Raw genomic sequence first — 25502 nt, forward strand, 5'->3', positions numbered from 1 at the left:
TCCGTCCCGGGCCTCACCAGGCCGCCCGGCCATGACGACCGCACCAACGCTCGCCAGCGATGGTGCGAGGCCTCCAACGCCTCGCACCAGCACGGACCAGCGGCCGGCTCCGCCCCGGGAACGTCGAAACCGATCAGGTCGGCGACAATGCTACGGCGCGCCCGCAGCCAGCTACGTCATCTGAGGCACCGGCTTCACCCTCCGCCCCTTCCTTCGCGGTACTGGGAGCGGCGCGCTCGTGAACCGCCGCTGCCCTGTCCCGTCCATCCCGGCCGGGGAGGTATCGAACCCCTGGGGTCCAGAGCCACTCCATGCCCACTCTCCACCCGCTCGTCCGCAGGTGGCTGGACGGCGCCCAGCGCCTCCGGGACGACGCGGCAAGGTCGGATACCACCGAAGACAGGCGAGCCTCGCACTGGCGGATGCTGTGCGGCGCCGCCTTCGCCCTGGCCATCGCTTTCGCTGCCATCGGCTATCTCATCGCGCAGCGCGACGCGGCACTACGCGATGCCGAGCGCGAGGTACGGAATCTCTCCCTGGTGCTGGCCGACTGGATCGAGGACGGATTCCGCGCGGTTGAGCAGCTGGGAAGTGGCGTCGCCGAGTGGATGCGCGCCGAAGGCATCGACACCGCAGAGGAGTTCGACAACCGGCTTGCGACGGTGCACGCGCAGGAAGCCCTGCGTGCGCGGGCGGCGGGGCTGCCCCGCGTCGACCGCCTCTTCCTGGTCGATGCACGCGGCAAGCTCATTGCCACCTCCGCCGTCTTCCCGGCGCCCAGCATCGACGTCACGGGGCGCGACTACTTCCAGGCCCTGCACCGGAAGGAAGGTCCGGATGCCGTCCTGAGCGCCCCGGCGCGCAATGACATCGATGGCAGGTGGACCGTCTTCGCCGCCCGTCGCCTTCGGGGACCGGACGGGAGCCTCCTCGGCATCGTGGGCGCCGCCATCGACCTCGAGCGGTTCGAGGCGCCCTTTGAGCGGCTCGCTCTTGGCCGAAGGGGCTCCGTCGCTCTCCTTCGCCGCGACGGCCTGCTGCTCGCACGCCACCCCTGGGCCGACGCCGCCATCGGCACCTCCATCGCGCGGAGCGAAGCCTTCGTCAGGCTCCTGGCGCAGGGCAGCGGCGCCATGCGATCCCGGGCCACGGTCGACGGCGTGGACCGGATCCTCGGGGTTCAGGCGCTTGGCAGCTACCCCCTGGCGATCCTGGCGACCCGCGCGACCAAGGAAGTGCTGGCGCCCTGGCGGCGCGAGGTCGCCCGTGTGGGCGTGGCCGCGACGGCACTGGCGGCCCTGGTCCTGGTCGGCGTCCTGCTTGGCGACCGGCAGGCACGGGCACGGGCCGCACTTCGCCGGACCCGGGTTGCGCAGGCCGTGGCCGAGGCCGAGCTCGCCCTTTCGCGTGAGCGCGAGGCGGCGGCCCGAGAGCGTGAGGATGCCGCACGGGCGCTTGCCGAGCGCGATGGCGCCCTGCGCGCGGTCTTCGAGGCGGGAACGGTCGGCGTCGCCGAGATCGACATCGCCGCCCGTCGCTTCGTGCGGGTCAACGCCCGCTATTGCGCGATGACGGGACGGTCAGCGGCCGAGCTCCTCGGCGGGCTCGGCCCGACGGACGTCGTCCATTCCGACGACCTCGAAGCCGAGATGGCAGGCCTGCAGGCGATCGATGCCCTGGGAGCCCGGGACACCGAGGCGCGCTACCTGCGCCCGGATGGCGCGGTGGCCTGGGTGCGACAGAGCCTTGCCATCTCGGCACGCGACACGGAGGGTCGGCCGACCCGCTGCGTCGCCATCGTCCAGGACGTCACCGAGAGCCGGGCCGCCGCCGATCGGCTGCGGCAGAGCGAGGCGCTGCTGCGGCTGGGCATGGAGGCGGGGCGGATCGGCGACTTCGTCCGCGACTTCGCCACCGGGCTGTTCCACTGCGGTGCCGGGACGCGCGCCATGTTCGGCCTGCCGCCCGGCGAGGAGCCGGTCCCGCCCGAGGCCTGGATGGCCACCCTGCACCCCGAGGACCGGGACCGCGTGGTGGCGGAGATCCGCGGCGCCATCGCCCGCCGCGCCGCGGCGGTCGGTTGCGACTACCGCGTCCTGCGCCCGACCGATGGCGGCTTGCGCCACATCGAGATGCGCGCGCGCTACGTGTACGACGCGGCCGGCCGCCCGGTGCGTTCCTTCGGCGTCACCATCGACGTCACCGAACGGCGGGAGGCCGAGGACCGGCTGCGGGCCAGCGAGGAGATGCTGCGGCTCGGCATGGAGATCGGCCATATCGGCACCTTCACCCGCGACGCGGAAGGCAACATCCACTGCGGGGCGCAGACCCGGGCGCTGCACGGGCTTCAGGGGGGCGACGAGCCGATCCCGACCGCCACTTGGCTCGCCACGATCCTGCCCGAAGACCGTGGGCGCATCGTGGCCGCGCTCGCCGACGCCCGCGAACGCGGGGTGCCCGAAGCCTCCTTCCTCTACCGCATGCGCCGACCGGGCGATGGCACGGTGCGGCACATCGAGGCCCGCGCGCGCTACCAGCGCGATGCCGGCGGCCGGACGGTGGGCACGGTCGGAGTCATCGTCGACGTCACCGCGGCGCGCGAGGCGGAGGCGCTGCTGCGCCTCAGTCTCGAGGTCGGACGCATCGGTACCTTCCGCCACGACTTCCTGGCGGATATGGTCACCATCGGCGCCGAGATGCGAGTCATCTACGGCCTGGCGCCGGGGGAGGCCGTGATCCCGGCCGCCGAGTGGCTCGCCCCGATCTTGCCCGAGGATCTGCAACGCCTCCGGGCTGGAATCGACCGCGCGGTGGCCGGCAGCGCCGCCTGGGGGGCCAGCGACTACCGCATCCTTCGCCCGGCGGATGGGGCGCTGCGCCATGTCGAGGCGCGCGTCCGCTACGAATACGACGCGGACGGGCGCCCGCTCGCGGCGGTGGGGGTGGTCATCGACGTCACCGAGCGGCGCGAGGCCGAGGATCGCATCGCCCATCTGGCGCACCACGACACCCTGACGGGGCTGCCGAACCGGGCGCTGTTCCGGCAGCGGCTGGACGAGGCGCTGGCCCGGACGCGGCGGAGCGGGGGCTTCGCGGTGCTCTGCCTCGACCTCGACCGCTTCAAGGAGGTCAACGACACCCTCGGCCACCCCGCGGGCGACGCCTTGCTGCGGACCGTCGCCGAGCGCCTCGGCGCGGAAATGCGGGAGACGGACACCCTGGCGCGGCTGGGCGGCGACGAGTTCGCCATCGTGCAATCCGGCGTGGACCGGTCGGGCGATACCGTCACCCTGGCGCGCCGCCTCGTCGAGGTGCTGTCCATGCCCTTCGACCTCGACGGCCACCGGGCCATGATCGGTACCAGCATCGGCATCGCCATCGCGCCGCAGGACGGGGCGGATGGCGATGCCCTGCTGAAGGCGGCGGACATGGCGCTGTACCAGGCCAAGGTCGAGGGGCGCGGGACCTGGCGCTTCTTCGAGCCGGAAATGGACCTGCGTGCGCAGATGCGCCGCGAGCTCGAGTTCGACCTGCAGCGGGCGCTCGAGGCAGGTGAGTTCGAGGTGCACTATCAGCCGATAGTGCGCGCCGACGACCGGCAGGCGATCGGCCTGGAGGCGTTGCTCCGCTGGCGCCACCCTGAACGCGGCCTGGTGTCGCCGGACCGCTTCATCCCGCTCGCCGAGGAGATCGGCCTCATAGTCCCGCTCGGCAAATGGGTGTTGCAGCACGCCTGCGCGGAGGCCGCGCGCTGGCCCGGCGCTCTCAAGCTGGCCGTGAATCTCTCCCCGGCCCAGTTCGCCAGCCCGGGGCTGGTGGACGCGGTGGCCGGCGCCCTGGCGGAGGCTCGGCTGGACCCGGGCAGGCTCGAGCTCGAAATCACCGAGACGGTGCTGCTGCGCGACATCGAGGCAACGCTGGCCACCATGCACCGACTGAAGGCGTTCGGCGTTCGCATCGCCATGGACGACTTCGGGACCGGCTATTCCTCGCTGAGCTACCTCCAGCGCTTCCCGTTCGACAAAGTGAAGATCGACCGCAGTTTCACCCGCGCGCTGGGGCAGTCCCGCCGGAGCGACGCGATCGTGCGTGCGGTCACCGACCTCTGCAGGGGCCTGGAGATGACCACCACCGCCGAAGGCGTCGAAACCGAGCAGCAGTTCGCGGCTCTGCGGCACGAGGGCTGCGACGAGGTCCAAGGCTATCTCTTCGGTGCGGCAAGACCCGCCGCCGAGATTCCGGCGATGCTGGGACAACTGGCTGCCCTATCGACGGCGCGCCAGTCCGCCCGATGATCGGCGTTCAGCGGCAGATCGGCGCCTAGTCGCGTAGGCATCGGCGTGCAGCCAACCGGCATGGCCGGCCAGGCGCTCCCGCGGCCGCTCGCCCTTGCGGTCGGGTGAGTCGTGGGAGATCGCCGCCGGCGGCCCTTTGCCGCCCCAGGGCCTGGGGTCGAAGGCATGGAGCCGGAACCGGCCGATGCGCGTCCGGCCGCGCCCCGGGGCGAGGACGCGGATGGCGGTGTCGCCGGTCCGGATCACGCCCTGCGCCAAGGCCTATGCGCCAGGGCGTCGGTGCCGATCGCCCCGGCCAGCGGCCGCAGCCACCAGGCGCCCTGCCCCACCCGGTCGGCGAGCGTCCGGCGCTCGATCGCCGCCCCCTCGCGCGCCAGGCTGGGCGCCGGCCGCGAGAAAGCGGGGCCACGATCATGGCCGCGGCTGCTCCGTCCTGCCGGAGTGCCGCGCATGGACGGGACGGGCCCCGGCGCGATCCCGCTGCGCCGCCTGGCCGTGGCGGTCCGATCCGGCAGCCTGGCCCGTGCAACGCAAGGCGGCTGGCGGATTTTTCACTCCTGCAGCGCACCGGCCACGGCTAGCCTGCCCGCCTGAGCCGCCGATTCGGTCGCGGCTGGGCAAGCGGCAGGTCAGCCGCCAAGTGTCATCGAAGGGGGGAGAACGGCATGAAGCGGCGCGACTTCCAGATTCTCGCGGGCAGCAGCCTCGCATTCGGACTTGCCGCCCCCGCAACGCTGCGGGCGCAGGCCAAGCGCAGCCTGGCCTTCGTGGTGAATGTCTCGGCCGATTTCTGGACCATCGCCCGGCGCGGGATCGAGAAGGCGAACCGCGAGCATCCCGATTTCGACATGGAGATGATCATCCCCGCCCAGGCCAGCGCCGCCGAGCAGCGCCGCATCCTGGACGAGTTGCTGGCGCGCAAGGTCGCGGGCGTCGCCATCTCCGCCATCAACCCCGCCAGCCAGACCGAGGTGCTGAACCGCGTCGCCGCGCAATCGGTGCTCTTCACCACCGACAGCGACGCGCCGGCCAGCAACCGCATGGTCTATATCGGCACGGACAACGTCGCCGCCGGGCGGAAGGCGGGCGAGGAGATGAAGAAGGCCATGCCGGAAGGTGGCCGCGCCATGCTCTTCGTCGGCACCATGGATGCCGACAATGCTCGCGAGCGCGTGCAGGGCATCCGGGAATCGCTGCAGGGCGGCAAGATCGAGATCGTCGACATCCGCACCGACGAGAGCGACTTCGCCCGCGCCCGCCGCAACGCGGAGGACGCGCTGGCGCGCGAGCGCAACCTCGGCATGATGGTCGGCCTCTGGGCCTACAACACCCCGCAGATCTACCAGGCGGTGCGAGAGGCCGGGCGGCAGGGCCAGGTGAAGGTGGTGGGCTTCGACGAGGACGCGCTGACGCTCCGCGGCGTCGCCGACGGCACCATCCATTCCACCGTCGTGCAGCAGCCCTACGAGTTCGGCTACCAGTCGATGAAGGGCCTGGTGCGGGTGCTGGGCGGCGACCGCGGCTGGATCCCCGGCAGCAAGCAGGTGATCGTCGACACCAAGGTCATCGACAAGACGAATGTGGGCGAGTTCCAGTCCTACATGCGCCAGCTCCTGCGGGGGAGCTGAGGCGCCGCCGTGGCGCAGCCGCCGCTGCTCGCGCTCGAGGGCATCCGCAAGACCTATCCCGGCGTCGTCGCGCTCGACGGCGTCTCCCTGCACCTGTCGGCCGGCGAGGTGCTGGGCCTCGTCGGCGAGAACGGCGCGGGCAAGAGCACGCTCATGAAGGTGCTGGGCGGCGTGGTCCGCCCGGATGCCGGCAGCATCCGCCTGCATGGCCGCGACCACCCGCACCTGACGGTGGCCGGGGCGCAGGCGCAGGGCATCGCCTTCGTCCACCAGGAACTCTCGGTCTTCGACAACCTCGACGTCGCGGCGAATGTGCTGATGGGGCGGGAGCCGGTGCGGGGCGGCCCCATCCTCGGCCCATTGGGACTGGTCGACCGCGCCGCCTGCCGCGCCCGCGTCGCGCCGCTGCTGCAGCGGCTGGGCGCGGATTTCGGGCCGGAGGCGCCGGTCGCAGCGCTCTCCATCGCGCAGCGCCAATTGGTCGAGATCGCCCGCGCGCTCTCCATGCAGGCCCGCATCATCATCCTGGACGAGCCGACCAGCAGCCTGACGCTGTCCGAGACGGACCGGCTGCTGGCCGCGGTCGCGGCGCTGCGGGCGGCGGGGACGGGCATCATCTACATCACCCACCGCCTCGGCGAGATCACCGCCTGCGCCGACCGCGTCACCTGCCTACGCGACGGCCGCGTGGTCGGCCACCTGGCGCGGGGCGAGATCACCCATGCCGCCATGACGCGGCTGATGATCGGGCGCGACCTGAAGTCGCTCTATGTCCCGCCGGCCGCGCCGCCGCGCCCGGGCGGGCTGGAGGCCGCGGGCCTCGTCACCCAGGCCTTCCCGGACCGCGCGGTGGACCTCGCGGTACGGCCGGGCGAGATCCTCGGCCTCGCCGGGCTGGTCGGCGCCGGCCGCACCTCGCTCGCCCGCGCGCTCTTCGGGATCGAGCCGGCGCTCGCCGGCGCCATCCGGCTGGACGGCGAGGCGATCGCGCTGCGCAGCCCGCGCCAGGCGATCGCGCGCGGGATCTACCTGGTGCCGGAGGACCGCAAGCGTTCCGGCCTCGTGCTCGACATGACCATCGCGGAGAACGTCATCCTGCCGGACCTGCAAGGCCATGCCAGCGCCTGGCTGCTGGACCGCGGCGCGGAGGCGCGGACGGCCGAGGCGCAGCGCCGCGCGCTCGGCATCCGCGCACCCTCGGTCGGCACCGGCGCCGGCACCCTCTCCGGCGGCAACCAGCAGAAGGTGGCGCTGGCGCGCTGGCTGGCCATGCAGCCGCGCGCCATCCTGCTGGACGAGCCGACGCGCGGCGTCGATGTCGGCGCCAAGGGCGAGATCTATGCCCTGATGCGCGGCCTGGCCGACCGGGGCGTCGCGGTGCTGATGATCAGTTCCGACATGGAGGAGGTGATCGGCGTCAGCGACCGCGTCGCCGTCATGCACGAAGGCCGGATCACCGGTATCCTGGAGAGGGCGCAGGTGAGCGAGCCGAACATCCTCCGCCTCGCCACCGGCCAGCGGCCGGAGGAGAGCCTCGCCGGCCAGGCCGAGACGCTGGGCGCGGAGGAGGTGTGATGGGGCGCAAGGAACTCGGCCTGCTCGGCCTGATCGTGCTGATCGCGGCGGTGACCTCGGCGCTGAACCCGCAATTCCTCTCTGCCGTGAACCTGATGAACATGGCCAACCTGATCGGCCTGTTCGGCATCTTCTCCATCGGCCAGGGGCTGGTGATCATCACCGGCGGCATCGACCTCGCGGTCGGGTCCATGCTCGCGCTGCTGGGCGTGGTCTTCCTCAACCTGGTGGCGAACCAGGAGGTCGCCTGGCCAATCGCCATGCTGGTGGTGCTGGCGGGCGGGCTGGCCATGGGTCTCGCGCATGGGCTGCTGGTGGCGCGGCTCGGGCTGCAGCCCTTTGTCGTCACCCTCTGCGGGCTGCTGATCTATCGTGGCGCGGCGCGCTACTACACGGGCGATTCCACCATCAGCCTCGGCTTCGCCGAGGGCGTCGACACCATCACCTGGCTGGCCGCCGGCCGCACCCTCGGCATCCCGCACAGCTTCATCGCCCTGCTGCTGGTGGCGCTGGTGATGGGCGTGGTGCTGCACCGCTCGGTCTTCGGCCGCTACCTCTATGCCGTCGGACGGAACGAGGAAGCCACGCGCTATGCCGGGATCAATACCGGCGCGGTGGTGGCCGGCGCCTATGTGCTGGCGGGCCTGCTGGCGGGCATCTCCACCATCCTGCTGGTCTTCTACACCAGTTCCGTCTCGCCCTCCTCCTTCGGCAATTTCTACGAACTCTATGCCATCGCCGCGGCGGTGCTGGGCGGCTGCTCGCTGCGCGGCGGGGAGGGAACGGTGCCCGGCATCCTGCTCGGCACCGTGCTGCTGCAGGTGCTGCAGAACCTGGTGAACATCCTCGGCATCCCCTCCTCGCTGAACTTCGCGGTCATGGGCGGCGTCATCCTGCTCGGCGTGCTGGCCGACCGGCAGTTGGCGCAGCGTCGGGCCGCCTCCGTCCGCGTTCCGGCAGGCACCGCGGCGGCGGCCGCACCGTCAGCCTCGCGTCCATGAATGCAGCAAGACCGAAGCCCTGGCCTGGTCTGCCCGAGTGCGCCCCGCAAGCGGCGCGCCTCGACCTGCGGTCGCGTCGAGGCCGACTCGGACCGGCAAGGGTCCGACGCCGCGCCGGACAGGAGGCCGCCGCACAGGTTGTCGGACATCTCCTGCACGCCGCCGGCACAATGACGACACCGCTTCGGGCGACCAGGTCGATCAAGCTCCACGCGGTCATTTCGCGTCGGACCCCTTAATCCAGCGGCTCGAGCCGCAGGATCGAGGCGCCGTGGTTGCTGCCGGCCCAGAACTGCACCCGCTCGGTTTCCGTCACGAAGACCCGGCGGATATTGGTCGGCCGCGGCAGCAGGTATTCCACGAACTCGCCCGTCTTCGGGTTCAGCCGCGCCACCTTGTCGGTCAGCATGGAGCCGGTCCAGGCCTCCCCGTTCCGGTCGGGCGCGACGTCATAGGGGAAGAACCAGGGGGTCGGCGGCCGCCATTCCCGGAAGCTCTCCGTCCGCGGGTCGAACATGCCGATATTGCCGGCCTTCCATTCGCCGAACCAGAAGCGGCCGTCCCGGTCCAGCATGCCGCGGCGCGGGGAACTGTCGGGCGTCGGCGTCGGCCAGGTGCGGATCTGCCCGGTCTTCGCATCCACGCGCCCGACATCGCCGCGGCCGAAGACGGTGAAGAACACGTTGTTCTCGGCGTCCGTCGAGAGATCGTAGATGTTCGGGCTCGGGATCGGGAAGGGCTGGAAAACCTCGATGGCGCCGGTCGCCACGTCCATGCGGTAGATCGAATAGGTCCCGCTGTCCTCGATCCAGAGCTTGCCGTCCACATGCAGGTGGCGCGGCTCCACCTCCGTCGTCTGGGTGCTGTCGCGGTTGAGATGCGCGGGCAGCGGATAGATGCGGAACTGCTCGGTCCGCGGGTCGAAGCGCGCGACGCCGCCCTGGTAGGAGAGGCCGAGCCACAGATGGCCGTCCCGGTCCGCCCGCAGCGCCAGCGAGCCCTTCGGCGCATCCGGCCTCAGGGTCGGGACCTCCCATTCCCGGATCTCGCCGGTCCTGGGATCGAGGCGACCCAGCACCTGCTCGGTGAAGCTGTTGTACCAGACCATGCCGTCCGGCGTGACGATGACGTCATGCGGCTGGCGCGTCGGCTCCGGCAGGTCGTATTCGGTGACGATGACGCGCGCGGCGCGGCCGGCCGGTCGCGGGAAGGTCTTCAGCGCGAAGTCGAAGCTCTCCTTCTGCCGCAGGTTCACCCTGGCCAGATAGGCCGCCTGCCGCTCGAAGACCTTCAGCCGCGCCGCCTGCGCCGCGGCGGACTGGTTGGCGACGCGGTCCGCGACCAGCACCTGCGGCCGCAGCAGGGAGGAGGCCTGGGCATAGCCCGCCATCCGCCGCTGGACATCCACGAACTCCGCCTCGTCATGGTCGGAGAGGAGCGGCTGCACCAGGCGGTGGCAATTGGTGCAGTTCTGCAGGAAGTGCTTGTCCGCGTCGCCGCCGGGGAGGCTCTCGATCCACTCGGCATTGGTCAGTTGCATCGGCAGGTCGCGCGCCGGCCGCAGCACCAGCGCGGCAGAGGCGGGCGCCGCCGTCAGCGTGACTGCCTCCGGCCCCGCCAGGTCCCAGCCCGCGGCGCGGATCGAGAGCCGCGTCGGCCCCGCCGCGAGCCGTCCTTCGGGGAAGGCGAAGCGGCCTTCGGCATCGGTCACCACGGTGACGGTAACGTTCGTGCCCTCCCGCTGGGCGCTCACCAGCACGCCGGCCATCGGGCCTTCCTCGGCGGAGCGGACCGTGCCGCTGAGCGCCTCCGCCTGGGCGATGCCGGCCCAGGCCAGCAGGCCAAGGGCGAGGAGGCCCGATCGGGCCGGGACGAGGGGCATGGACGACCTCCGCTCCGGCATCGGGCGCCGGTTGCGGCCAGCCTAGACCCACGCTCCCGCGCGTGGGAACAGCCCCGTCACTCCGCCGCGACGGCGCGGCCGCGCCGGGGATCGTCGATGACCCCCGCCTGCTGGCCAAGAGCGGCCGCGAGTTCCGGCACGTCCATCAACTCGCCATCCACCGCACGCCGGATGATGACGTTCTCCCGGATGACCAGCGCCGCCGCGATGACGACCAGGCCGAGCCCGCCGATCATGCAGGCGGCGCCGATATATTTCAGCAGGCCGAGATGCGGCAGCAGCACGTTCACCGCGCCCAGGATGAGCGTGGAGATCAGCAGGATGGCGGCGGAGAGCCCGAGCGTCGTCGCCAGCCGCATCAGCGCGAAGCGCCGGCGGTAGAGCATCACCTGGTCGCGGACATTGCCGCGGCGGCCTTCCTGCTCGATGCCGCCCCGGCACTGCTCGATCAGCGACCGGTAGCGATCGAAGGCGGCGGTGTAGCGCTGCTGCAGGTAGCCCATGAAGATCCAGGCCGCGAAGACGATGGAGGCACTCGGCCCGACCGCGGTCAGGATGTCCTTGAGTTCGAAATTCATGCGATGCGGCTTCATGTGGCGGAGGAACCCGGCCCGAACGGCCGGGCACCGCCGCGGTTCGGTCAGCCGCCCGCAACCCCCTGGGTGTTGACGTAGAGCGCATAGAGCGATTGCGCCGCCGCCATGAACAGCCGGTTCCGGTGCCGCCCGCCGAAGCAGACATTGGCGCAGCGTTCCGGCAGGTGGATATGCCCGATCGGCGCGCCGGCATCGTTGATGACGCGCACGCCGTCATGCTCCGGCGTCATGCCCCAGCCGCACCAGAGGGTGCCGTCGATGTCCACGCGGAAGCCGTCCGGCGTCTCGCCCGGCCCGCAGCGGTAGAAGACGCGCTTGTTGGCCAGCTTCGTCCCGCCCACCACGTCATAGGCCAGGATATTGCGCGGATCGGACCGGCTCTCGATGATATAGAGGATGCTCTCGTCCGGGCTGAAGGCGAGGCCGTTCGGATGGTCGATGTCGTCGGCGACCAGCGCGATCTCCCCGGTCTGGCCGTCCACCCGGTAGACATGCGTGTGCGGCAGCTCGGCCTCGAGCTTGATGCCCTCGTAGAAGGCATAGGTGCCGAAGGGCGGGTCGGTGAACCAGATGGAGCCGTCGCTCTTCACCACCACGTCGTTCGGGCTGTTCAGCTTCTTGCCCTGGTAGCCGTCGGCCAGGACCGTGATGCTGCCGTCATATTCGAAGCGCACCACGCGCCGGCCCTGATGCTCGCAGGCGACGATGCGGCCCTGGCGGTCCCGCGTATGGCCATTGGCGTTGTTCGACGGCTTGCGCCAGACGGAGACGGCGCCTGTCTCCTCCTCCCACTTCAGCACCCGGTTGTTCGGGATGTCGGACCACAGCAGGCAACGCGCATCGCCGAGCCAGACCGGCCCCTCCCCCCAGCGCGAGCCTGTCCAGAGCCGCTCCACCGCCGACAGCGCCAGGTGGTACCGCTTGAAGGCGGGATCGAGCGCGACGATCGACGGATCCGGATAGCGCTCGCTCGGCTGCCAGGTCATGGACATCTCCCCTGTGGTCGCGGCGCCGATCCTGCCGGGCGGCCGGCGCCGCGCCAAGGGGGGCTGCCGCTCCGGTTCAGGCGAAGAGGATGTCGCCCGCGACCGGCGTGCTGCCCTGCACCGTGATGCTGCCGCCGCCCGGCAGCCCGATGACCGTCGCGCCGGCCAGCGACGTCAGCGTCAGGGCCGAGACCCCGTGCACGCCGGCCGGCGCATAGGCGGTCAGGTCGATATGGTCCTTCCCGGTCTCGAAATCGCCGATCGTGTCCTGGCCGCTGCCGGGCAGGAAGACGAAGGTGTCGGCGCCCGTGGTGACGCTTGCGCCCTTCACCGAGGCGTCGCCGTACATCAGGTCGTTGCCGCCGCCGCTGACCAGCCGGTCGTCGCCGCAGACCGCGTTGCCCGAGGCATTCTCGGCATCGCCGAACATCCGCGCGCCGTTGCCGAGATCGATGATGGTGTCGTTGCCGCCGCGGGCATTGCCGCCCATGAACTGCGCATCGCCGATCAGCAGGCCGCCGAAGCCGTAGAGCAGGTCGTTGCCGCCCTGCGTGCCGTCGGACATGCCGATGCCATCGCCGAAGAGCTGGTTGCCCGCGCCCCGTCCCGCCACCAGCAGGTCGTTGCCGCCCCTGGCCGAGCCGGTCAGGCTCTCCGCATCGCCGTAGAGGAAGTTGAAATTGATGCTGCCATCCGCGCCGTGCAGCGCATCGTTCCCGCCCCGGGCGTCGTCCGTCAGCGTCCTGGCATCGCCATGCGCCGAATTCCGCGGCCCGTCGCCGCACCAGATCACGTCGTTGCCGCCGCGGCCGGAGCCGCTGATGGTCAGCGCGTCGCCGTAGAGATTGGCGAAGGAGCCGCCGCCGCCCGGCAGCCTCGGCCCGAATATCACGTCATTGCCGCCGCGCGCCTGGTCGGTGATGGCCTGCGCATCGCCGTAGATGTCGAAGCCCGGTCCGCCATCCGGGATGTCGGGGCCGGAGAGAACCTGTGCCCTGCCGTGGGCATTGCCGGACAGCGTGCCGCTGGTGTCGCCGTAGATCGGATAATCCGCCATCTGCGTGTCCTCCATGGCCCGGCGGCGGGACTGGACCATGGGCCGGGCATCCTGGGGTCGTCACAGCTAGGTCATGTTCAGGCTTTTCCCGTAGCGGTTTCCCGCCGGCACGCCGCGCCCCGAGGCCTGGGCGATGGCCTGCCCGCCGGACGGCGCTATTCTCCTGCCGAGCCAAGGGAGGACCGCATGGATATCGGCATGGCCGCGCCGGTGGCCGCAGCCCCGACGGGTGCGGCCGCGGTGCCCGACAGCGCCGGGCTGAACCTGTACCGCGCCGATCCCTGGTTGGCGCCGCTGCTCGGGCTCTACCTGCCGCCCGACCTGCTGGCGCATCTGCGGCCGCACCTGGACCGCATGGGCGCGCTGGCCGGCGGCAGGCTGGACGACCTGGCCGGCCTTGCCGACCGCAACCCGCCGGTGCTGCGCCACCGCACCCGGCGCGGGGAGGACCGCCAGGCCATCGACTATCACCCGGCCTACCGGGAGATGGAGCGGATCGCCTTTGCCGACTATGGCCTGGCCGCCATGTCGCATCGCGGCGGCGTGCTGGGCTGGCCCGCGCCCATGCCACCGGCCGCGAAATACGCCCTCACCTACCTCTTCGTGCAGGCCGAGTTCGGGCTGTGCTGTCCGCTCTCCATGACCGATGCGCTGGCCCGCACGCTGCGCCGCTTCGGCGACCCGGACCTCGTCGCGCGCTACCTCCCCGCGCTGACCGCGACGGACCTCGACGCGCTGCGCCAGGGCGCGATGTTCATGACGGAGCAGGGCGCGGGCTCCGACATCGCCGCCACCGCCGTCCTGGCGGAGGAAGCGCCGGACGGCACCTGGCGCCTCTCCGGCGACAAGTGGTTCTGCAGCAACCCCGATTGCGGCGTGGCGCTGGTCCTCGCTCGTCGGAAGGGCGGCCCTGCGGGGCTGCGCGGCGTCTCGCTCTTCCTGCTGCCGCGCGACCTGCCGGACGGCACGCGTAACGCCTACCGCATCGTGCGTCTCAAGGACAAGCTCGGCACCCGCAGCATGGCGAGCGGCGAGGTGCGGCTGGAGGGCGCGACCGCCTTCCTGGTCGGCGAGCCCGAGGCCGGCTTCCGGCAGATGGTGGACATGGTCAATGCCTCCCGCCTCTCCAATGGCATGCGCGCCGCCGGCCTGATGCGCCGCGCGGTGACCGAGGCGGCCTTCGTCGCCCGCCACCGCATCGCCTTCGGCAAGCGGCTGGTGGACATGCCGCTGATGCGCCGGCAGTTGATGAAGCTGGCCCTGCCGATGGAGCAGGCGCGCAGCATGGTCTTCCAGGCGGCCGAGGCGCTGCGCCGCAGCGATATCGGGGAGGAGGGCGCCTATGCCCTGCTGCGCATCCTGACGCCGCTGCTGAAATTCCGCGCCTGCCGCGACGCCCGCAAGGTCACCGGCGATGCCATGGAGGTGCGCGGCGGCTGCGGCTATATCGAGGAATGGGCCGACCCGCGCCTGCTGCGCGACAGCCATCTCGGCAGCATCTGGGAGGGCACCAGCAACATCGTCGCGCTCGACGTGCTGCGCGCGGCGCAGCGGGAGGGATCGCTGCCGGTGCTGCGCGCCCATGTCGCGGCGCTGCTGGGCAATGGCGGGCGCCTGCCGGAAGCGCTGCCGCTGTTTGACCGGGCGGCGGCGCTGGCCGGGCGGGCGCAGGAGAACCCCGCGCTGGCAAGGCAGGCGGCCAGCGCGCTCTATCACCTGACCAGCGCCGCGGCGATGGCCTGGGAGGCGGAGAGGCTGGAAGACCCGGTACGGCTGGAACTTGCCGGACTGGTCATCCGGCACCGCGTCCTGCCGAAGGATCCGCTGGCCGACGAGGACATCCCCATCCCCGACAGGCTGCTCGACAAGCTGCTGGCCGAGTAAGCGCAGGGGGAAGTATCCCCCTGCAACCCCCTCCATGTCTCCGAGTTCGGCGCCCGTCATGCTGCTGCGCCTTGTCCTTCAGACCGCCGTGTTCCTCGTCCTCCAGGGCGCGCTGCTCTTCGGTGGCGCCGGCACCATGGGCTGGCGCGCGGGCTGGGGGCTGCTCGGCATCCTCGGCAGCGGCAGCCTCGTGGTCGGCCTCTGGCTCCGCCGCCGCGACCCGGCCCTGCTGCGCGAACGCATGACCCTGCCCGTCCATGCCGACCAGGCCAGGCGCGACAAGTGGCTGCTGCTCGGCATCGGCCTGCTCTGGTTCGCCTGGCTCTACGCCATGGGCGCCGATGCCGCCGCACGCGGCTTCGGCGGACGCTGGCCGCTCCGGGTCCTCGGCGCGGCGCTGACCATCGCCGCCTATGCCCTTGTCGCCTGGACCTTCGCCGCCAACAGCTTCGCCTCCCCCGCCGTGCGCCTGCAGCGCGACCGCGGCCACAGGGTCATCGACACCGGCCCTTACGCCGTCCTCCGTCACCCGATGTATGCCGGCGCGCTGCTGCTCTTCCTCGGCATCCCGCTGCTGCTCGGCAGCCCGCTCGGCCTGCTCTTCGTCCCGGTCTTCGTCGTCCTGCTGGCAATCCGGACCATCTGGGAGGAGGCGGCGCTGCGCGCCGGCCTGCCGGGCTACGCCGCCTATGCCGCGCGCGTCCGTCACCGCTTCGTGCCGGGCCTCTGGTAACCGCCCCGCGTTGACCCTGCCGCCCGCCCGGCCGCATGCTCCGTTTCAACCGAGGGGAGGGTCCAGGGATGGCGGAGCGCCGGATCGGCATCATCATGAACGGCGTCACCGGGCGCATGGGCACCAACCAGCACCTGGTCCGCTCCATCGCCGCCATCCGCGCCGATGGCGGCGTGCGCCTGGCCAATGGCGACAGGGTCATGCCCGACCCCATCCTGGTCGGCCGCAACCGGGAGAAGCTGGAGGCCCTGGCCCGCGCCCATGGCGTGACCCGCGTCAGCACCGACCTCGAAGCCTGCCTGGCGGACCCGAAGGACGAGCTCTTCTTCGACGCCGCCACCACCCAGCTCCGCGCCGGGCTCATCCGCCGCGCCATCGCCGCCGGCAAGCACATCTATGTCGAGAAGCCGACCGCCGACCGGCTGGAGGACGCGCTGGACGTGGCGCGTCGTGCCACGGCCGCTGGCATCAGGCATGGCGTGGTGCAGGACAAGCTCTTCCTGCCCGGCCTGCGGAAACTCAAGATGGTGATCGACAGCGGCTTCCTCGGCCGCATCTGCAGCGTGAAGGGCGAGTTCGGCTACTGGGTCTTCGAGGGCGACCTGCAGCCGGCCCAGCGCCCTTCCTGGAACTACAAGGCGGCCGAGGGCGGCGGCATCATCCTCGATATGCTCTGCCACTGGCGCTACGTGCTGGACAACCTCTTCGGCGAGGTGGAGGCCGTGAGCTGCCTCGGCGCCACCCATATCCCGCAGCGCATCGGCGAGGACGGCAGGCCCTACGCGGCCGACGTGGACGATGCCGCCTATGCCACCTTCCAGCTCAAGGGCGGGATCGTCGCCCACATCAACTCGTCCTGGGTGACGCGCGTCCGCCGCGACGACCTGGCGACCTTCCAGGTGGACGGCACGCATGGCAGCGCCGTCGCCGGCCTGCAGAAATGCTGGACGCAGAGCCGCGTCAACACGCCGAAGCCGGTCTGGAACCCCGACATCCCGCAGGCGATCGATTTCTTCGCGGGATGGCAGGAGGTGCCGAGCACCCAGGACTATCCCAACGGCTTCCGCGTGCAATGGGAGCTCTTCCTGCGCCACCTGGCCGGCGAGGTGACCACCTTCCCTTGGGACCTGATGGCCGGCGCCCGCGGCGTGCAGCTCGCCGAGGCCGGGCTGCGGAGCTGGCGGGAGCGGCGCTGGATCGATCTGGAGCAACTCGAAGCGTAAGAACGGGGGAAAGTATTCCCCCGAGCCCCCTTCTATTTCTCTGAGTCTGGTTGCCGCCGCGCGGCGAGTGCCAGACTCAGAGAAAAAGGGGGGTGCGGGGGTTCTCCCCCGCTCTTTCTTCTTCCTTCGCCGAGGAGACCCGAGCATGCCGACCATCACCCTGCCCGGCGCGGACGGCCTCGCGCCCTTCACACTCAGCCCGCCGCGTGACTTCCCGAAGGCAACGCCGCCCTTCCCGCGCATCGCGCTCGCCGCCGCGCATGTCGTCGCCGATCCGCTGGCCGAGCAGGATCCCTGGCTGGACGCCAAGGTCGATTGGGACCGCACCATCGCCTATCGCCGCCATCTCTGGTCGCTCGGCCTCGGCGTCGCCGAGGCGATGGACACGGCGCAGCGCGGCATGGGCCTCGACTGGGCCGCGGCGCTGGACCTGATCCGCCGCAGCCTGGACGCCATGCGGGACGTGCCGGGCGCCGTGATGGCGAGCGGCGCGGGCACCGACCACCTCGCCCCCGGCCCGGACATCACCATCGACGACGTCATCCGCGCCTATGAGGAGCAGTGCGAGGCCATCGAGAAACTCGGTGGCCGCCTCATCCTCATGGCATCCCGCGCACTCGCCAAGGCCGCGCGCGGGCCGGCCGACTACGAGCGCGTCTATGCCCGCATCCTGTCCCAGGTGAAGGAGCCGGTGATCATCCACTGGCTCGGCGAGATGTTCGACCCGGCGCTGGACGGCTACTGGGGCCATGCCGAGCATTACACGGCCATGGAGACCGCGCTTTCCGTCATCCAGGCCAATGCCGCCAAGGTGGACGGCGTGAAGATCAGCCTGCTCGACAAGGAGAAGGAGGTCGTCATGCGCCGCCGGCTCCCGTCCGGCGTGCGCATGTACACCGGTGACGACTTCAACTACCCCGAGCTGATCGCCGGCGACGCGGACGGGCATTCCGACGCGCTGCTCGGCATCTTCGACCCCATCGCGCCCGCGGTGGGCGGGGCGCTGGCCAGGCTGTCGCAGGGCGACCTGCCGGGCTTCCACGCCATCCTGGCGCCTACCGTCCCGCTGTCGCGCCATGTCTTCCGCGCGCCGACGCGCTTCTACAAGACGGGCGTGGTCTTCCTCGCCTGGCTGAACGGCCACCAGGACCACTTCGCCATGGTCGGCGGCCAGCAATCCGCCCGCAGCATCGGCCATTTCGCCGAGCTCTTCCGCCTGGCCGATGCCGCCGGCCTGCTGCGCGATCCGGACCTTGCCGCGGCGCGCATGAAGACGCTGCTCGCCCTGCACGGGATCGCCTGATGCCGAAGCCTGGACCGCTTTCGCTCAACACCGTCACGGTGAAGGAGCGCTGGGGCCTTGCCGAGTGCATAGAGGGCTGCGCGCGCCACGGCATCCCCGGCATCTCCCCCTGGCGGGACGTGCTGGCCGCCATGGGCGTGCAGAAGGCCGCGCGGCGCATCCGCGATGCCGGGCTGACGGTCACGGGCCTCTGCCGCGGCGGCATGTTCACTGCACCCGACGCCGCCGGCCGCCGTCGCGCGATCGACGACAACCGCCGGGCCATCGCCGAGGCCTTCGAACTCGGCGCCGCCTGCCTGGTCATGGTCTGCGGCGGCCTGCCGCCCGGGTCCAAGGACCTGCCGGGCGCGCGGGAGATGGTGCGGGACGGGCTGCACGAGATCCTGGCCGAGGCGCGCGCCGCCGGCGTCACCCTCGCGCTGGAGCCGCTGCACCCCATGACCTGCGCCGACCGCAGCGTGCTCTCGACGCTCGCCCAGGCGCTCGACCTCTGCGACCAGCTTGGCGCCGGCACTGGCGTCGCGCTCGACGTCTACCATGTCTGGTGGGACCCGGACCTGGAGCGCCAGATGGCCCGGGCACAGGGGCGCATCGCCGCCTTCCATGCCTGCGACTGGCTGGTGCCGACGACCGACACGGTCTTCGACCGCGGCATGATGGGTGACGGCGTCATCGATATCCCGCGCATCCGCGCCATCGCGGAGGCCGCGGGCTACAAGGGCTTCGTCGAGGTCGAGATCCTCTCGAAGCGCTGGTGGCAGGAGAACCCGGACGACGTGCTGGAGGTCATGAAGCTCCGCCACACGACGGCGTGCTGACGGGCTGGCGAAGGCGTCGCCCGGAGGCGGTACCAGACGACCGGGACGGTGTGACGCGCCGCACAGACCGAACATGCCCTGGCATCTCATAACTCTCCCGCAGCCTGGCGACGACAGCCCGCGGTCCCGACGGCGCCGGCCCGGCAACAGGGAGGCAGCTGTGGCGACAGTCATTGCGAGCGCGGCTCCATTCTCCGACGCTGAGCGCAGCACCGTCGAGGCCCCGTACTCGGAGACGACGCGCTACCTTGCCGCCGCAGCACATTCCGACAGCGTCTTCCGGCAGGCCGTGCTGGAGCAGATCCACGCTGCGGAGTTCCGCTGCAAAGCACCCGAGTTCGGCATCGACGAGTCCGTGGTGATCAAGCAGTGCCAGATCGCGGATCGTCGCCGCAAGATCGTCAACCTGCTGCTCCTGAGCGTGCTCATCCTGTTCCTCCTGAGCGGCGACTTCGTGCCCGACCTAGCCTTCGCTCTCGACCAGCCCGACTATCTCGGTGACGCTTTCGAGTATAATGCGCCCGGATTGCTGCTTGCCCTGCTGGCCTGCGCGGCCATCGTGTTCGGCGAGAATCTGGTCAGCGAGCATTTCACCCTGCGGCGGCGCTTCGCCAGAATGCGCTCGCAATCCCCCCTTGATGACCGCCGGCCATCCTCGCCGCGGCAGAATATCGTGGTCTATGGTGGGTACTCGCCATTCGTCGGGTCGGGCCTGGAGCTCCGCGACTGGTCGTTCTCGGTCAACCTGCACCGCAAGAAGGACGATTGCACGCGGGCGGGCGGCAGCGGCGCCGTTTCGGTCGATGGACTCATCGGGCAGATCCGGGCGCGGATGTCCATGCTGGCGATCCCGGGCCTCGAGCACTACCCTGTCCTGTTTGCCGATGGCCGGCATATCCGGCAGGACCGACAGCTCATGTCCTCGCCCTACAGCCTGCCGCCGCGCTCCGTACCGGAGGAGCTGCTGGACGACCGCGACGATCCGCAGGAAATCTGCCGGCGGACCTATCTCTGCATTTCGGTCACCGACTGGAACGGCGAGATGGTGCTCACGACCTACCTGCGCTTCAAGAAGGGGGAGGCGCACCTCTTCGCCGAAGCCAGCCACTTCGTGCTGCCGCCGCTGAAGCACGGCCACTACGCCGTCGACTCGCTGGACCCCTCGCTCAGGATCAAGCGGGTCCTCCAGCTGGCGCTGGTCTCGACCCTCGTCGCGCCCTTCCGGCTGCTGGCGGCGCCCTTCCAGGTCTACGCCATGCTTGCGGTGCCCTTGCAGCGCTGGTCCGGCCGCCGCCAGACCAGGCGCACCATCCGGGAGAATCCGCTCTTCAACTACGGGGCCGTGACCAGCATCCGCCAGCTCGCGATGGAGAACCGCTTCCGCGTTTTCTTCCAGAAGCTCGACCGCGACATGCACCTCAAGACCATTGAGCAGTGCCTGATCGACTCGATCGTCGACTACCTGGACGAGCGCGACATCGACACCTCGGACATCAAGGAGAGGCGATCGACCATCCTCAATCAGGGTGTCGTCATCTCGGGCGGCGTCGTAACCGCCGAGAGCATTGCCGCCGGCCATGGTGCAACCTCGGTCGTCTCGAAGGTGAAGGCGGCAGCGGGCGCCAAGGGCGCGGGCTGACGCGGCGGCGGAGGAGACACAGACATGCAGAACAATCGGGGCATCATCATCACCAACGGCGCGCAGACCATTGGTCAGATGGTCGCGGGCGACGGCGCGGCCGCGCACATGGTCGGCAGCCGAACGGGCGACGACGATGCGGCGGTACGAGAGGCCCTCACGCAGCGCCTCGACGACCTCATCCGCGCCTTACAGGCCGAGGGCAGCAGCCTGCCCGACGGCCCCTACCTGGTCGGCGACGCGCGCAGGGTCGTGGCCGAGGTCGCGAAGCCCGAGCCAGACAGCGGCAAGGTGTCGTCGCTGCTGAACGTCATCGAGCAGGGTACGAAGGGCATGGCCTCGGTCGCATCGATTGTGGGTTCCATCCGGACGTTGGCCACGGGCCTGCTTGGGTTGGGGTCCTGACGCCGCATGTGCGGATCAAGGCGGGTGCCGGCGTCGTTCATGCTCGCGGTCGCGACGCCGCCCGCGTCTTGTCCCGCCGGTGACGCCGCGCTTCCGCGAGCGCCTGGAGCGGTTCCATGCTGACCGGCCAGCGGGACAACGCTCCGCCTCATAGACCGCAGGGCCGAACCTCGCCTCCGGGCCGGGACCCCATGCGAGCTCGCATGGGTCCGGGCTTCCGTTCCCCGGCAATCCGGCCTATCGCCCCGCTGTCATCCCCTCCAGCACCGGCAGCAGGTGCGGCTTCAACCCCGGCCAGTTCTCGCTCATCGGAAAATGCCCGAGGCCCGGCATGATCACCGCCTTCGCGCCGGGGATCGCCGCCGCGGTCGCGCGCGTATCCTCCGGCCGGCAGGAATAGTCGAACTCGCCGGTCAGCAGCGCAACGGGGCAGCGCGCCGTGTCGATGCGCGCGAGCTTGCCGCGCAGGTCGCCTTCCTCGGCGTAGAAATGCAGGTCGCCGCGGAAGACGCCCGGCCCGCCCTGCATGTAGTGCCACAGCGTCTCCCATTTTTCCGAGTTCGGCGCCGAGGGACCGATCAGCCCGGAAACCATCGCCCCGCAGACCTCCCCGCCATGGATGCGCGGGTGGTGCAGCACCGACAGGTCGTAGTAGCTGCCGGTGAAGGCGCTGCCCTGCAGGCCGATGACGCCGCGCAGGCTCTCCGGATGCTCCGCCGCCAGGTCCAGCACGATGCGCCCGCCGATGGAGCAGCCCATGACGATCGGCCGGTCGAGCCGGAGCGCCCGCGCCACCGCCATCACCAGTCCCGTATAGCCCGCGGTCGTCAGCCGGTACTCCTCCGCCTGCCAGCCTGCCGGCGGGCTCGACTTCCCGTGCCAGGGCATGTCGAAGGCGATGCAGCGGAAACGCCTGATGATGTCGGCGTCGTTCAGCAGGTCGCGCCACTGCCGCCCGTCGCTGCCGGCGGTGTGCAGCAGCAGCAGCGGCGTGCCCTCGCCGGCCTCCTCGACATAAACGCGGTGCGGCCGTCCCTCGATATCCATGCGGAGGTAGCGGCCGGTGATCGGCTCGAAGCCCGGCTCGCCCCAGGGGGTGGGCGCCGCCGCCGGCACCGCGGGCGCCGGCCCCTGCCGCAGCAGCGCGAGCGCGCCCTTGAACCAGGCGAGATGGGCGAAGAAGAACGTCGTGTCGCCCTCGATCCGCAGCGCCCCCTGCCGCCGCAGCGCCATCAGGTCGGTCCAGCCCGGCACGGGTTGCGGCGATAGGAAGCGCGCCATCCCCTCCGCCGTGAGCCGCAGCGCGAGCTGGAAGCCGGGCAGCACGAAGGGCCCGCGCCGCAGCTCCGCCACCTGCCCGCGGCGGATGCTGGCCAGCCAGGCCTTGTCGCCGATCTCGATCAGCACATCCGCATCCAGCGTGCGGCCGCGGCGCGCCAGCGCCTCCTCGGCTGCCACCCGTGCCGGCCATGCGGCCATCGCCTGGTCCATGGGCGTCCTCCCCTCCCGTTGCTGTCAGGCTACCGCGCCGGTCCGTCGCGGTCACGCCGCTGGACGCCCGGCGCCGCCGGCCGGTAGCCTCCCCGCAGCGGCAACGACCGCGGGGAGGATGACGATGACCCAGGAAGGACCGCGCCGGCCCGGCCGACGGGAGGCCATGGCGCTCGGCGCCGGGTTGCTGGCCGCCAGCGCCCTACCGGCCCGCGCCATCACCGCCGCCGATGTCCGGCCGCCCGCCTATGCGCTCGAGCGCGGCGCCCGGCTCCGCGTCCTCCGCCCCGCCAAGTTCATCGATCCGGACGAGGCCATCTTCAACGAGAACTCGAAGCGCTTCACCGAGCGCACGGGCATCGAGGTGCGGGTGGATTACGTGAATTGGCCGGACATGCCGGTGCAGGTCGCGGTCGCCTACAACACCGGCCAGGGCGCGGATGTCATCATCGGCTTCGGCGCCGATCCGCACCTCTATGCCGACAAGGTCACGGACATGACCGACCTCGCCGACTATCTCGGCGCCAGGTATGGCGGCTGGTACGACCTGGCGCAGGTCTACGGCAGGCGGTTCCGGAACAACCAGTGGCTCGGCCTGCCGATGGGCGGCACGACCGGGCCGGTGGTGTACCGGAAGTCCTGGGTGAAGGAGGCCGGGTTCGACGACATCCCCAACGACCTCGGCGAGTTCCTGAAGCTCTGCCAGGGGCTGAAGCGCATCGGCCATCCCTGCGGCTTCGCCCTCTCGCACGCCCCGGGTGACGCGCCGGGCTATGCCAACTGGCTGCTCTGGTCGCATGGCGCCTCCCTGACCGACGAGGAGGGCAAGGTCACGCTGGACACGCCGGCGGTCGCCCGCGCCCTCGACTACGCCCGCGCGATGCAGGAGACGATGGTCGCCGGGACCATGTCCTGGAACGGCGCCTCCAACAACCGCGCCTTCGTCGCCGGCGAGATCGGGCTGACGCAGAACGGCGTCTCCATCTACTATTCCGCGAAGACCAGCGGCGATCCCGCGCAGAACGCGGTTGCCGCGGACACCGACCATGCCGAGATGCCCTATGGTGCCGCGACCAAGGCGCCGGAGACGGCGCTGACGCTGAACGCCATGGTGCCGCGCTATACCCGCGTGCCCAATGCGGCGAAGGAGTATATCCGCTTCATGATGGAGGCGGAGCAGTACGACCGCTGGCTGACCGGCTGCCTCGGCTACTGGTCGCAGCCGCTGCGGGCCTATGCCGGCAGCGCCGTCTGGTCCTCCGACCCCAAGCTCGGCGTCTACAAGGATGCCATGGATACGCCCTTCTACGAGGGATATCGTGGCCCGATCACCGCGGCCGCCGGCGCCGTCGCCGAGAACTGGGTGGTGGTGGACATGTTCGCCCGCGTCGTCACCGGCCAGCAAAAGCCGGCCGAGAGCATGCGGGAAGCGCAGCGCGCGGCGCAGCGTTGGTACAGGACCTAGCAGCCAGGATCCGCCCGGGGCGCAGCCCAGGACGATCGGACGGCCAAGAGAACGGGAAGGAACGGCCCATGCTCACGCAGGCCCAGAAGGACGAATACGACCGCGTCGGCGCCATCGTGGTGCCCAATGTCCTGACGCCGGAGGAGGTCGCCGAGCTTCGCGCCGTGACCGACGGCTTCGTCGAGCGCGCGCGGCAGGTGACCGGGCACGACGCGGTCTACGACCTCGAGGACACGCATTCGCCGGACCAGCCGCGCGTGCGGCGGATCAAGGCGCCGCACCTGCACCACGAGGCCTATGCGCGGCTGGTGCGGCACCCGCGCATCGTCGCGGTCCTGCAGGACCTCTGGGGCCCCGACATCCGCTTCGACACGGCCAAGCTCAACATGAAGTCGGCCGGCTTCGGCGCGGCGGTCGAATGGCACCAGGACTGGGCCTTCTACCCCCACACCAACGACGACCTCGCCGCCGTCGGGGTGATGATGGACGACATGGCGCTGGAGAACGGCCCGCTGCTGATCATCCCGGGCAGCCACAAGGACCCGGTGGTCCATGACCACCACGGCGAGGATGGCCGCTTCTGCGGCGCCATGGACCCCGGCAAGCAGGAGGTGGACTACGGCAAGGCCGTCCCGCTCACCGGCAAGGCGGGCTCGATCACCGTGCACCATGTGCGGGCGGTACATGGCTCGGCGCCGAACCTCTCCGACCGCGACCGGCGGCTGCTGCTGTTCCAGTTCCGCGCGGCGGATGCCTGGCCGCTGCTCGGCTTCCCCGAGGGGATCGAGGCCTACGACCGGCTGATGGTGGCGGGCCGGCCCGGCCTCTCGCCGCGGCTGAAGGACGTGCCGGTGCGGCTGCCGCTGCCGCCGGCGTCGAAGCAGGGCTCGATCTACGAGAACCAGAAGGGCTTGCGGAACCGCTTCTTCGCCGCCGCGGCGGAATGAATGACCGACTCGTAACGACAGCGTGACGCATCGACGCGGGCGCCGGAGCGTTCCGGCGGCATGGCTGCCGAACCCTCGCTCTTCGCCCGCGTCGCGCAATGGGCCTCCTGCCAGGCAGGACGGTCCTGGACCTTCGTCGCCGCCGCCGCGGTGGTGGTGCTCTGGGCCCTGTCCGGCCCCTTCTTCGGCTGGTCGGACACCTGGCAGCTCGTCATCAATACCGGCACGACCATCATCACCTTCCTGATGGTCTTCCTGATCCAGCACGCCCAGAACCGCGACACCCAGGCGATCCATGTGAAGCTCAACGAGCTGATCCGCGCGACGCATGGCGCCCATAACCGCCTGATCGCGCTGGAGGACCAGAGCGAGGAGGAGCTGGCCGCGGCGCGCGAGGAGATGCGCCGGGTGGCCGAGGCGGCGGAGGCGGCGCGCCGGCTGGTCGAGGTGAAGCGCTAGCAGGCTGTCGGATCGGGGTCCGCTGGCGGGGCGAGGGAGGCAGCGATCAGGTGGCGAGGCACGGAGCGGAACACGCTCCACCGCCGCCACCACG

At 70.9% G+C, this 25502-nt stretch carries 21 protein-coding genes; 14 read left to right on the forward strand and 7 right to left on the reverse strand.

Annotation, left to right across the window (positions count from 1 at the left end; genetic code table 11):
- Positions 1-311: 311 nt before the first annotated feature.
- The gene (locus tag Q7A36_RS16295; protein ID WP_305104781.1) at positions 312-4295 is read left to right on the forward strand and encodes a bifunctional diguanylate cyclase/phosphodiesterase; all 3984 of its coding nucleotides are present in this window, start codon (positions 312-314) and stop codon (positions 4293-4295) included.
- Here Q7A36_RS16295 and Q7A36_RS41590 read toward each other — a convergent pair.
- Together Q7A36_RS41590 and Q7A36_RS16300 are read right to left on the reverse strand one after the other, a co-directional pair.
- Complete coding sequence (locus Q7A36_RS41590) at positions 4266-4541, reverse strand: IS66 family transposase (protein WP_370655673.1); 276 nt, start codon at positions 4539-4541, stop codon at positions 4266-4268. The genes Q7A36_RS16295 and Q7A36_RS41590 overlap by 30 nt on opposite strands.
- The gene (locus Q7A36_RS16300) at positions 4538-4747 is read right to left on the reverse strand and encodes a hypothetical protein (protein ID WP_305104782.1); all 210 of its coding nucleotides are present in this window, start codon (positions 4745-4747) and stop codon (positions 4538-4540) included. The genes Q7A36_RS41590 and Q7A36_RS16300 overlap by 4 nt, the downstream gene beginning before the upstream one ends.
- Positions 4748-4960: 213 nt before the next feature.
- Between Q7A36_RS16300 and Q7A36_RS16305 the strand changes: the two genes are divergently transcribed.
- Genes Q7A36_RS16305 through Q7A36_RS16315 form a run of 3 tightly spaced genes read left to right on the forward strand, consistent with a single transcriptional unit; the run spans position 4961 to position 8499 of the window.
- Positions 4961-5923, forward strand: a complete 963-nt coding sequence (locus Q7A36_RS16305) for a sugar-binding protein (protein WP_305104783.1) — start codon at positions 4961-4963, stop codon at positions 5921-5923.
- Positions 5924-5932: 9 nt separating this feature from the next.
- Complete coding sequence (locus Q7A36_RS16310) at positions 5933-7498, forward strand: sugar ABC transporter ATP-binding protein (protein ID WP_305104784.1); 1566 nt, start codon at positions 5933-5935, stop codon at positions 7496-7498.
- Positions 7498-8499, forward strand: a complete 1002-nt coding sequence (locus tag Q7A36_RS16315) for an ABC transporter permease (protein WP_305104785.1) — start codon at positions 7498-7500, stop codon at positions 8497-8499. The genes Q7A36_RS16310 and Q7A36_RS16315 overlap by 1 nt, the downstream gene beginning before the upstream one ends.
- 235 nt (positions 8500-8734) lie before the next feature.
- Here the strand turns inward: Q7A36_RS16315 and Q7A36_RS16320 are convergent, their stop codons facing one another.
- The 4 genes from Q7A36_RS16320 to Q7A36_RS16335 all read right to left on the reverse strand — a co-directional run bounded on the left by Q7A36_RS16320 (position 8735) and on the right by Q7A36_RS16335 (position 13080).
- Entirely contained in the window at positions 8735-10381 is a 1647-nt protein-coding gene (locus tag Q7A36_RS16320; RefSeq protein WP_305104786.1) for a virginiamycin B lyase family protein, read from the reverse strand.
- A 77-nt stretch (positions 10382-10458) separates the two neighbouring features.
- Positions 10459-10980: a DUF2721 domain-containing protein gene (locus Q7A36_RS16325; RefSeq protein ID WP_305104787.1), complete on the reverse strand. Its 522-nt coding sequence runs from the start codon at positions 10978-10980 to the stop codon at positions 10459-10461.
- Between the two features lie 62 nt (positions 10981-11042).
- Positions 11043-11990, reverse strand: coding sequence for an SMP-30/gluconolactonase/LRE family protein (locus Q7A36_RS16330; RefSeq protein WP_305104788.1), 948 nt, complete (start codon positions 11988-11990; stop codon positions 11043-11045).
- Positions 11991-12060: 70 nt separating this feature from the next.
- Positions 12061-13080, reverse strand: coding sequence for a calcium-binding protein (locus tag Q7A36_RS16335; RefSeq protein ID WP_305104789.1), 1020 nt, complete (start codon positions 13078-13080; stop codon positions 12061-12063).
- Positions 13081-13227: 147 nt separating this feature from the next.
- Between Q7A36_RS16335 and Q7A36_RS16340 the strand changes: the two genes are divergently transcribed.
- From Q7A36_RS16340 to Q7A36_RS16370, 7 genes are all read left to right on the forward strand, one after another.
- Complete coding sequence (locus Q7A36_RS16340; RefSeq protein ID WP_305104790.1) at positions 13228-14925, forward strand: acyl-CoA dehydrogenase family protein; 1698 nt, start codon at positions 13228-13230, stop codon at positions 14923-14925.
- Between the two features lie 58 nt (positions 14926-14983).
- Entirely contained in the window at positions 14984-15658 is a 675-nt protein-coding gene (locus tag Q7A36_RS16345; protein ID WP_305104791.1) for a methyltransferase family protein, read from the forward strand.
- Between the two features lie 68 nt (positions 15659-15726).
- Positions 15727-16881 carry a Gfo/Idh/MocA family protein gene (locus Q7A36_RS16350; RefSeq protein ID WP_305104792.1) on the forward strand — a complete coding sequence of 385 codons (1155 nt, stop codon included), beginning with the start codon at positions 15727-15729 and terminating at the stop codon, positions 16879-16881.
- A 145-nt stretch (positions 16882-17026) separates the two neighbouring features.
- The gene (locus tag Q7A36_RS16355; protein ID WP_305104793.1) at positions 17027-18184 is read left to right on the forward strand and encodes a dihydrodipicolinate synthase family protein; all 1158 of its coding nucleotides are present in this window, start codon (positions 17027-17029) and stop codon (positions 18182-18184) included.
- Complete coding sequence (locus Q7A36_RS16360; RefSeq protein WP_305104794.1) at positions 18184-19002, forward strand: sugar phosphate isomerase/epimerase family protein; 819 nt, start codon at positions 18184-18186, stop codon at positions 19000-19002. The genes Q7A36_RS16355 and Q7A36_RS16360 overlap by 1 nt, the downstream gene beginning before the upstream one ends.
- A 160-nt stretch (positions 19003-19162) precedes the next feature.
- The gene (locus Q7A36_RS16365; RefSeq protein WP_305104795.1) at positions 19163-20641 is read left to right on the forward strand and encodes a hypothetical protein; all 1479 of its coding nucleotides are present in this window, start codon (positions 19163-19165) and stop codon (positions 20639-20641) included.
- Positions 20642-20665: 24 nt separating this feature from the next.
- A complete protein-coding gene (locus Q7A36_RS16370) occupies positions 20666-21046 on the forward strand; it encodes a hypothetical protein (protein WP_305104796.1) in 381 nt (126 codons plus the stop codon).
- Positions 21047-21283: 237 nt separating this feature from the next.
- Here the strand turns inward: Q7A36_RS16370 and Q7A36_RS16375 are convergent, their stop codons facing one another.
- The gene (locus Q7A36_RS16375) at positions 21284-22537 is read right to left on the reverse strand and encodes an alpha/beta fold hydrolase (protein WP_305104797.1); all 1254 of its coding nucleotides are present in this window, start codon (positions 22535-22537) and stop codon (positions 21284-21286) included.
- A gap of 124 nt (positions 22538-22661) precedes the next feature.
- Here Q7A36_RS16375 and Q7A36_RS16380 point away from each other — a divergent pair, with 124 nt between their 5' ends.
- The 3 genes from Q7A36_RS16380 (at position 22662) to Q7A36_RS16390 (ending at position 25408) form a co-directional block, all read left to right on the forward strand.
- Complete coding sequence (locus tag Q7A36_RS16380) at positions 22662-24002, forward strand: ABC transporter substrate-binding protein (RefSeq protein WP_305104798.1); 1341 nt, start codon at positions 22662-22664, stop codon at positions 24000-24002.
- A gap of 68 nt (positions 24003-24070) precedes the next feature.
- Positions 24071-24949: a phytanoyl-CoA dioxygenase family protein gene (locus Q7A36_RS16385; protein WP_305104799.1), complete on the forward strand. Its 879-nt coding sequence runs from the start codon at positions 24071-24073 to the stop codon at positions 24947-24949.
- 60 nt (positions 24950-25009) lie between these two features.
- Positions 25010-25408 carry a low affinity iron permease family protein gene (locus tag Q7A36_RS16390; RefSeq protein ID WP_305104800.1) on the forward strand — a complete coding sequence of 133 codons (399 nt, stop codon included), beginning with the start codon at positions 25010-25012 and terminating at the stop codon, positions 25406-25408.
- Positions 25409-25502: the final 94 nt, after the last annotated feature.

It is taken from the genome of Paracraurococcus lichenis (assembly GCF_030657435.1).
In the GTDB taxonomy this organism is placed as follows: Bacteria; Pseudomonadota; Alphaproteobacteria; order Acetobacterales; family Acetobacteraceae; genus Paracraurococcus; species Paracraurococcus lichenis.

Coding starts and splice junctions, on each gene's coding strand:
- Q7A36_RS16295 (WP_305104781.1), top strand. CDS start 312: ATGCCCACTCTCCACCCGCTCGTCCGCAGGTGGCTGGACGGCGCCCAG.
- Q7A36_RS16300 (WP_305104782.1), bottom strand. CDS start 4,747: ATGCGCGGCACTCCGGCAGGACGGAGCAGCCGCGGCCATGATCGTGGC.
- Q7A36_RS16305 (WP_305104783.1), top strand. CDS start 4,961: ATGAAGCGGCGCGACTTCCAGATTCTCGCGGGCAGCAGCCTCGCATTC.
- Q7A36_RS16315 (WP_305104785.1), top strand. CDS start 7,498: ATGGGGCGCAAGGAACTCGGCCTGCTCGGCCTGATCGTGCTGATCGCG.
- Q7A36_RS16320 (WP_305104786.1), bottom strand. CDS start 10,381: ATGCCCCTCGTCCCGGCCCGATCGGGCCTCCTCGCCCTTGGCCTGCTG.
- Q7A36_RS16325 (WP_305104787.1), bottom strand. CDS start 10,980: ATGAATTTCGAACTCAAGGACATCCTGACCGCGGTCGGGCCGAGTGCC.
- Q7A36_RS16330 (WP_305104788.1), bottom strand. CDS start 11,990: ATGTCCATGACCTGGCAGCCGAGCGAGCGCTATCCGGATCCGTCGATC.
- Q7A36_RS16335 (WP_305104789.1), bottom strand. CDS start 13,080: ATGGTCCAGTCCCGCCGCCGGGCCATGGAGGACACGCAGATGGCGGAT.
- Q7A36_RS16340 (WP_305104790.1), top strand. CDS start 13,228: ATGGATATCGGCATGGCCGCGCCGGTGGCCGCAGCCCCGACGGGTGCG.
- Q7A36_RS16345 (WP_305104791.1), top strand. CDS start 14,984: ATGCTGCTGCGCCTTGTCCTTCAGACCGCCGTGTTCCTCGTCCTCCAG.
- Q7A36_RS16350 (WP_305104792.1), top strand. CDS start 15,727: ATGGCGGAGCGCCGGATCGGCATCATCATGAACGGCGTCACCGGGCGC.
- Q7A36_RS16355 (WP_305104793.1), top strand. CDS start 17,027: ATGCCGACCATCACCCTGCCCGGCGCGGACGGCCTCGCGCCCTTCACA.
- Q7A36_RS16360 (WP_305104794.1), top strand. CDS start 18,184: ATGCCGAAGCCTGGACCGCTTTCGCTCAACACCGTCACGGTGAAGGAG.
- Q7A36_RS16370 (WP_305104796.1), top strand. CDS start 20,666: ATGCAGAACAATCGGGGCATCATCATCACCAACGGCGCGCAGACCATT.
- Q7A36_RS16375 (WP_305104797.1), bottom strand. CDS start 22,537: ATGGACCAGGCGATGGCCGCATGGCCGGCACGGGTGGCAGCCGAGGAG.
- Q7A36_RS16380 (WP_305104798.1), top strand. CDS start 22,662: ATGACCCAGGAAGGACCGCGCCGGCCCGGCCGACGGGAGGCCATGGCG.
- Q7A36_RS16385 (WP_305104799.1), top strand. CDS start 24,071: ATGCTCACGCAGGCCCAGAAGGACGAATACGACCGCGTCGGCGCCATC.
- Q7A36_RS16390 (WP_305104800.1), top strand. CDS start 25,010: ATGGCTGCCGAACCCTCGCTCTTCGCCCGCGTCGCGCAATGGGCCTCC.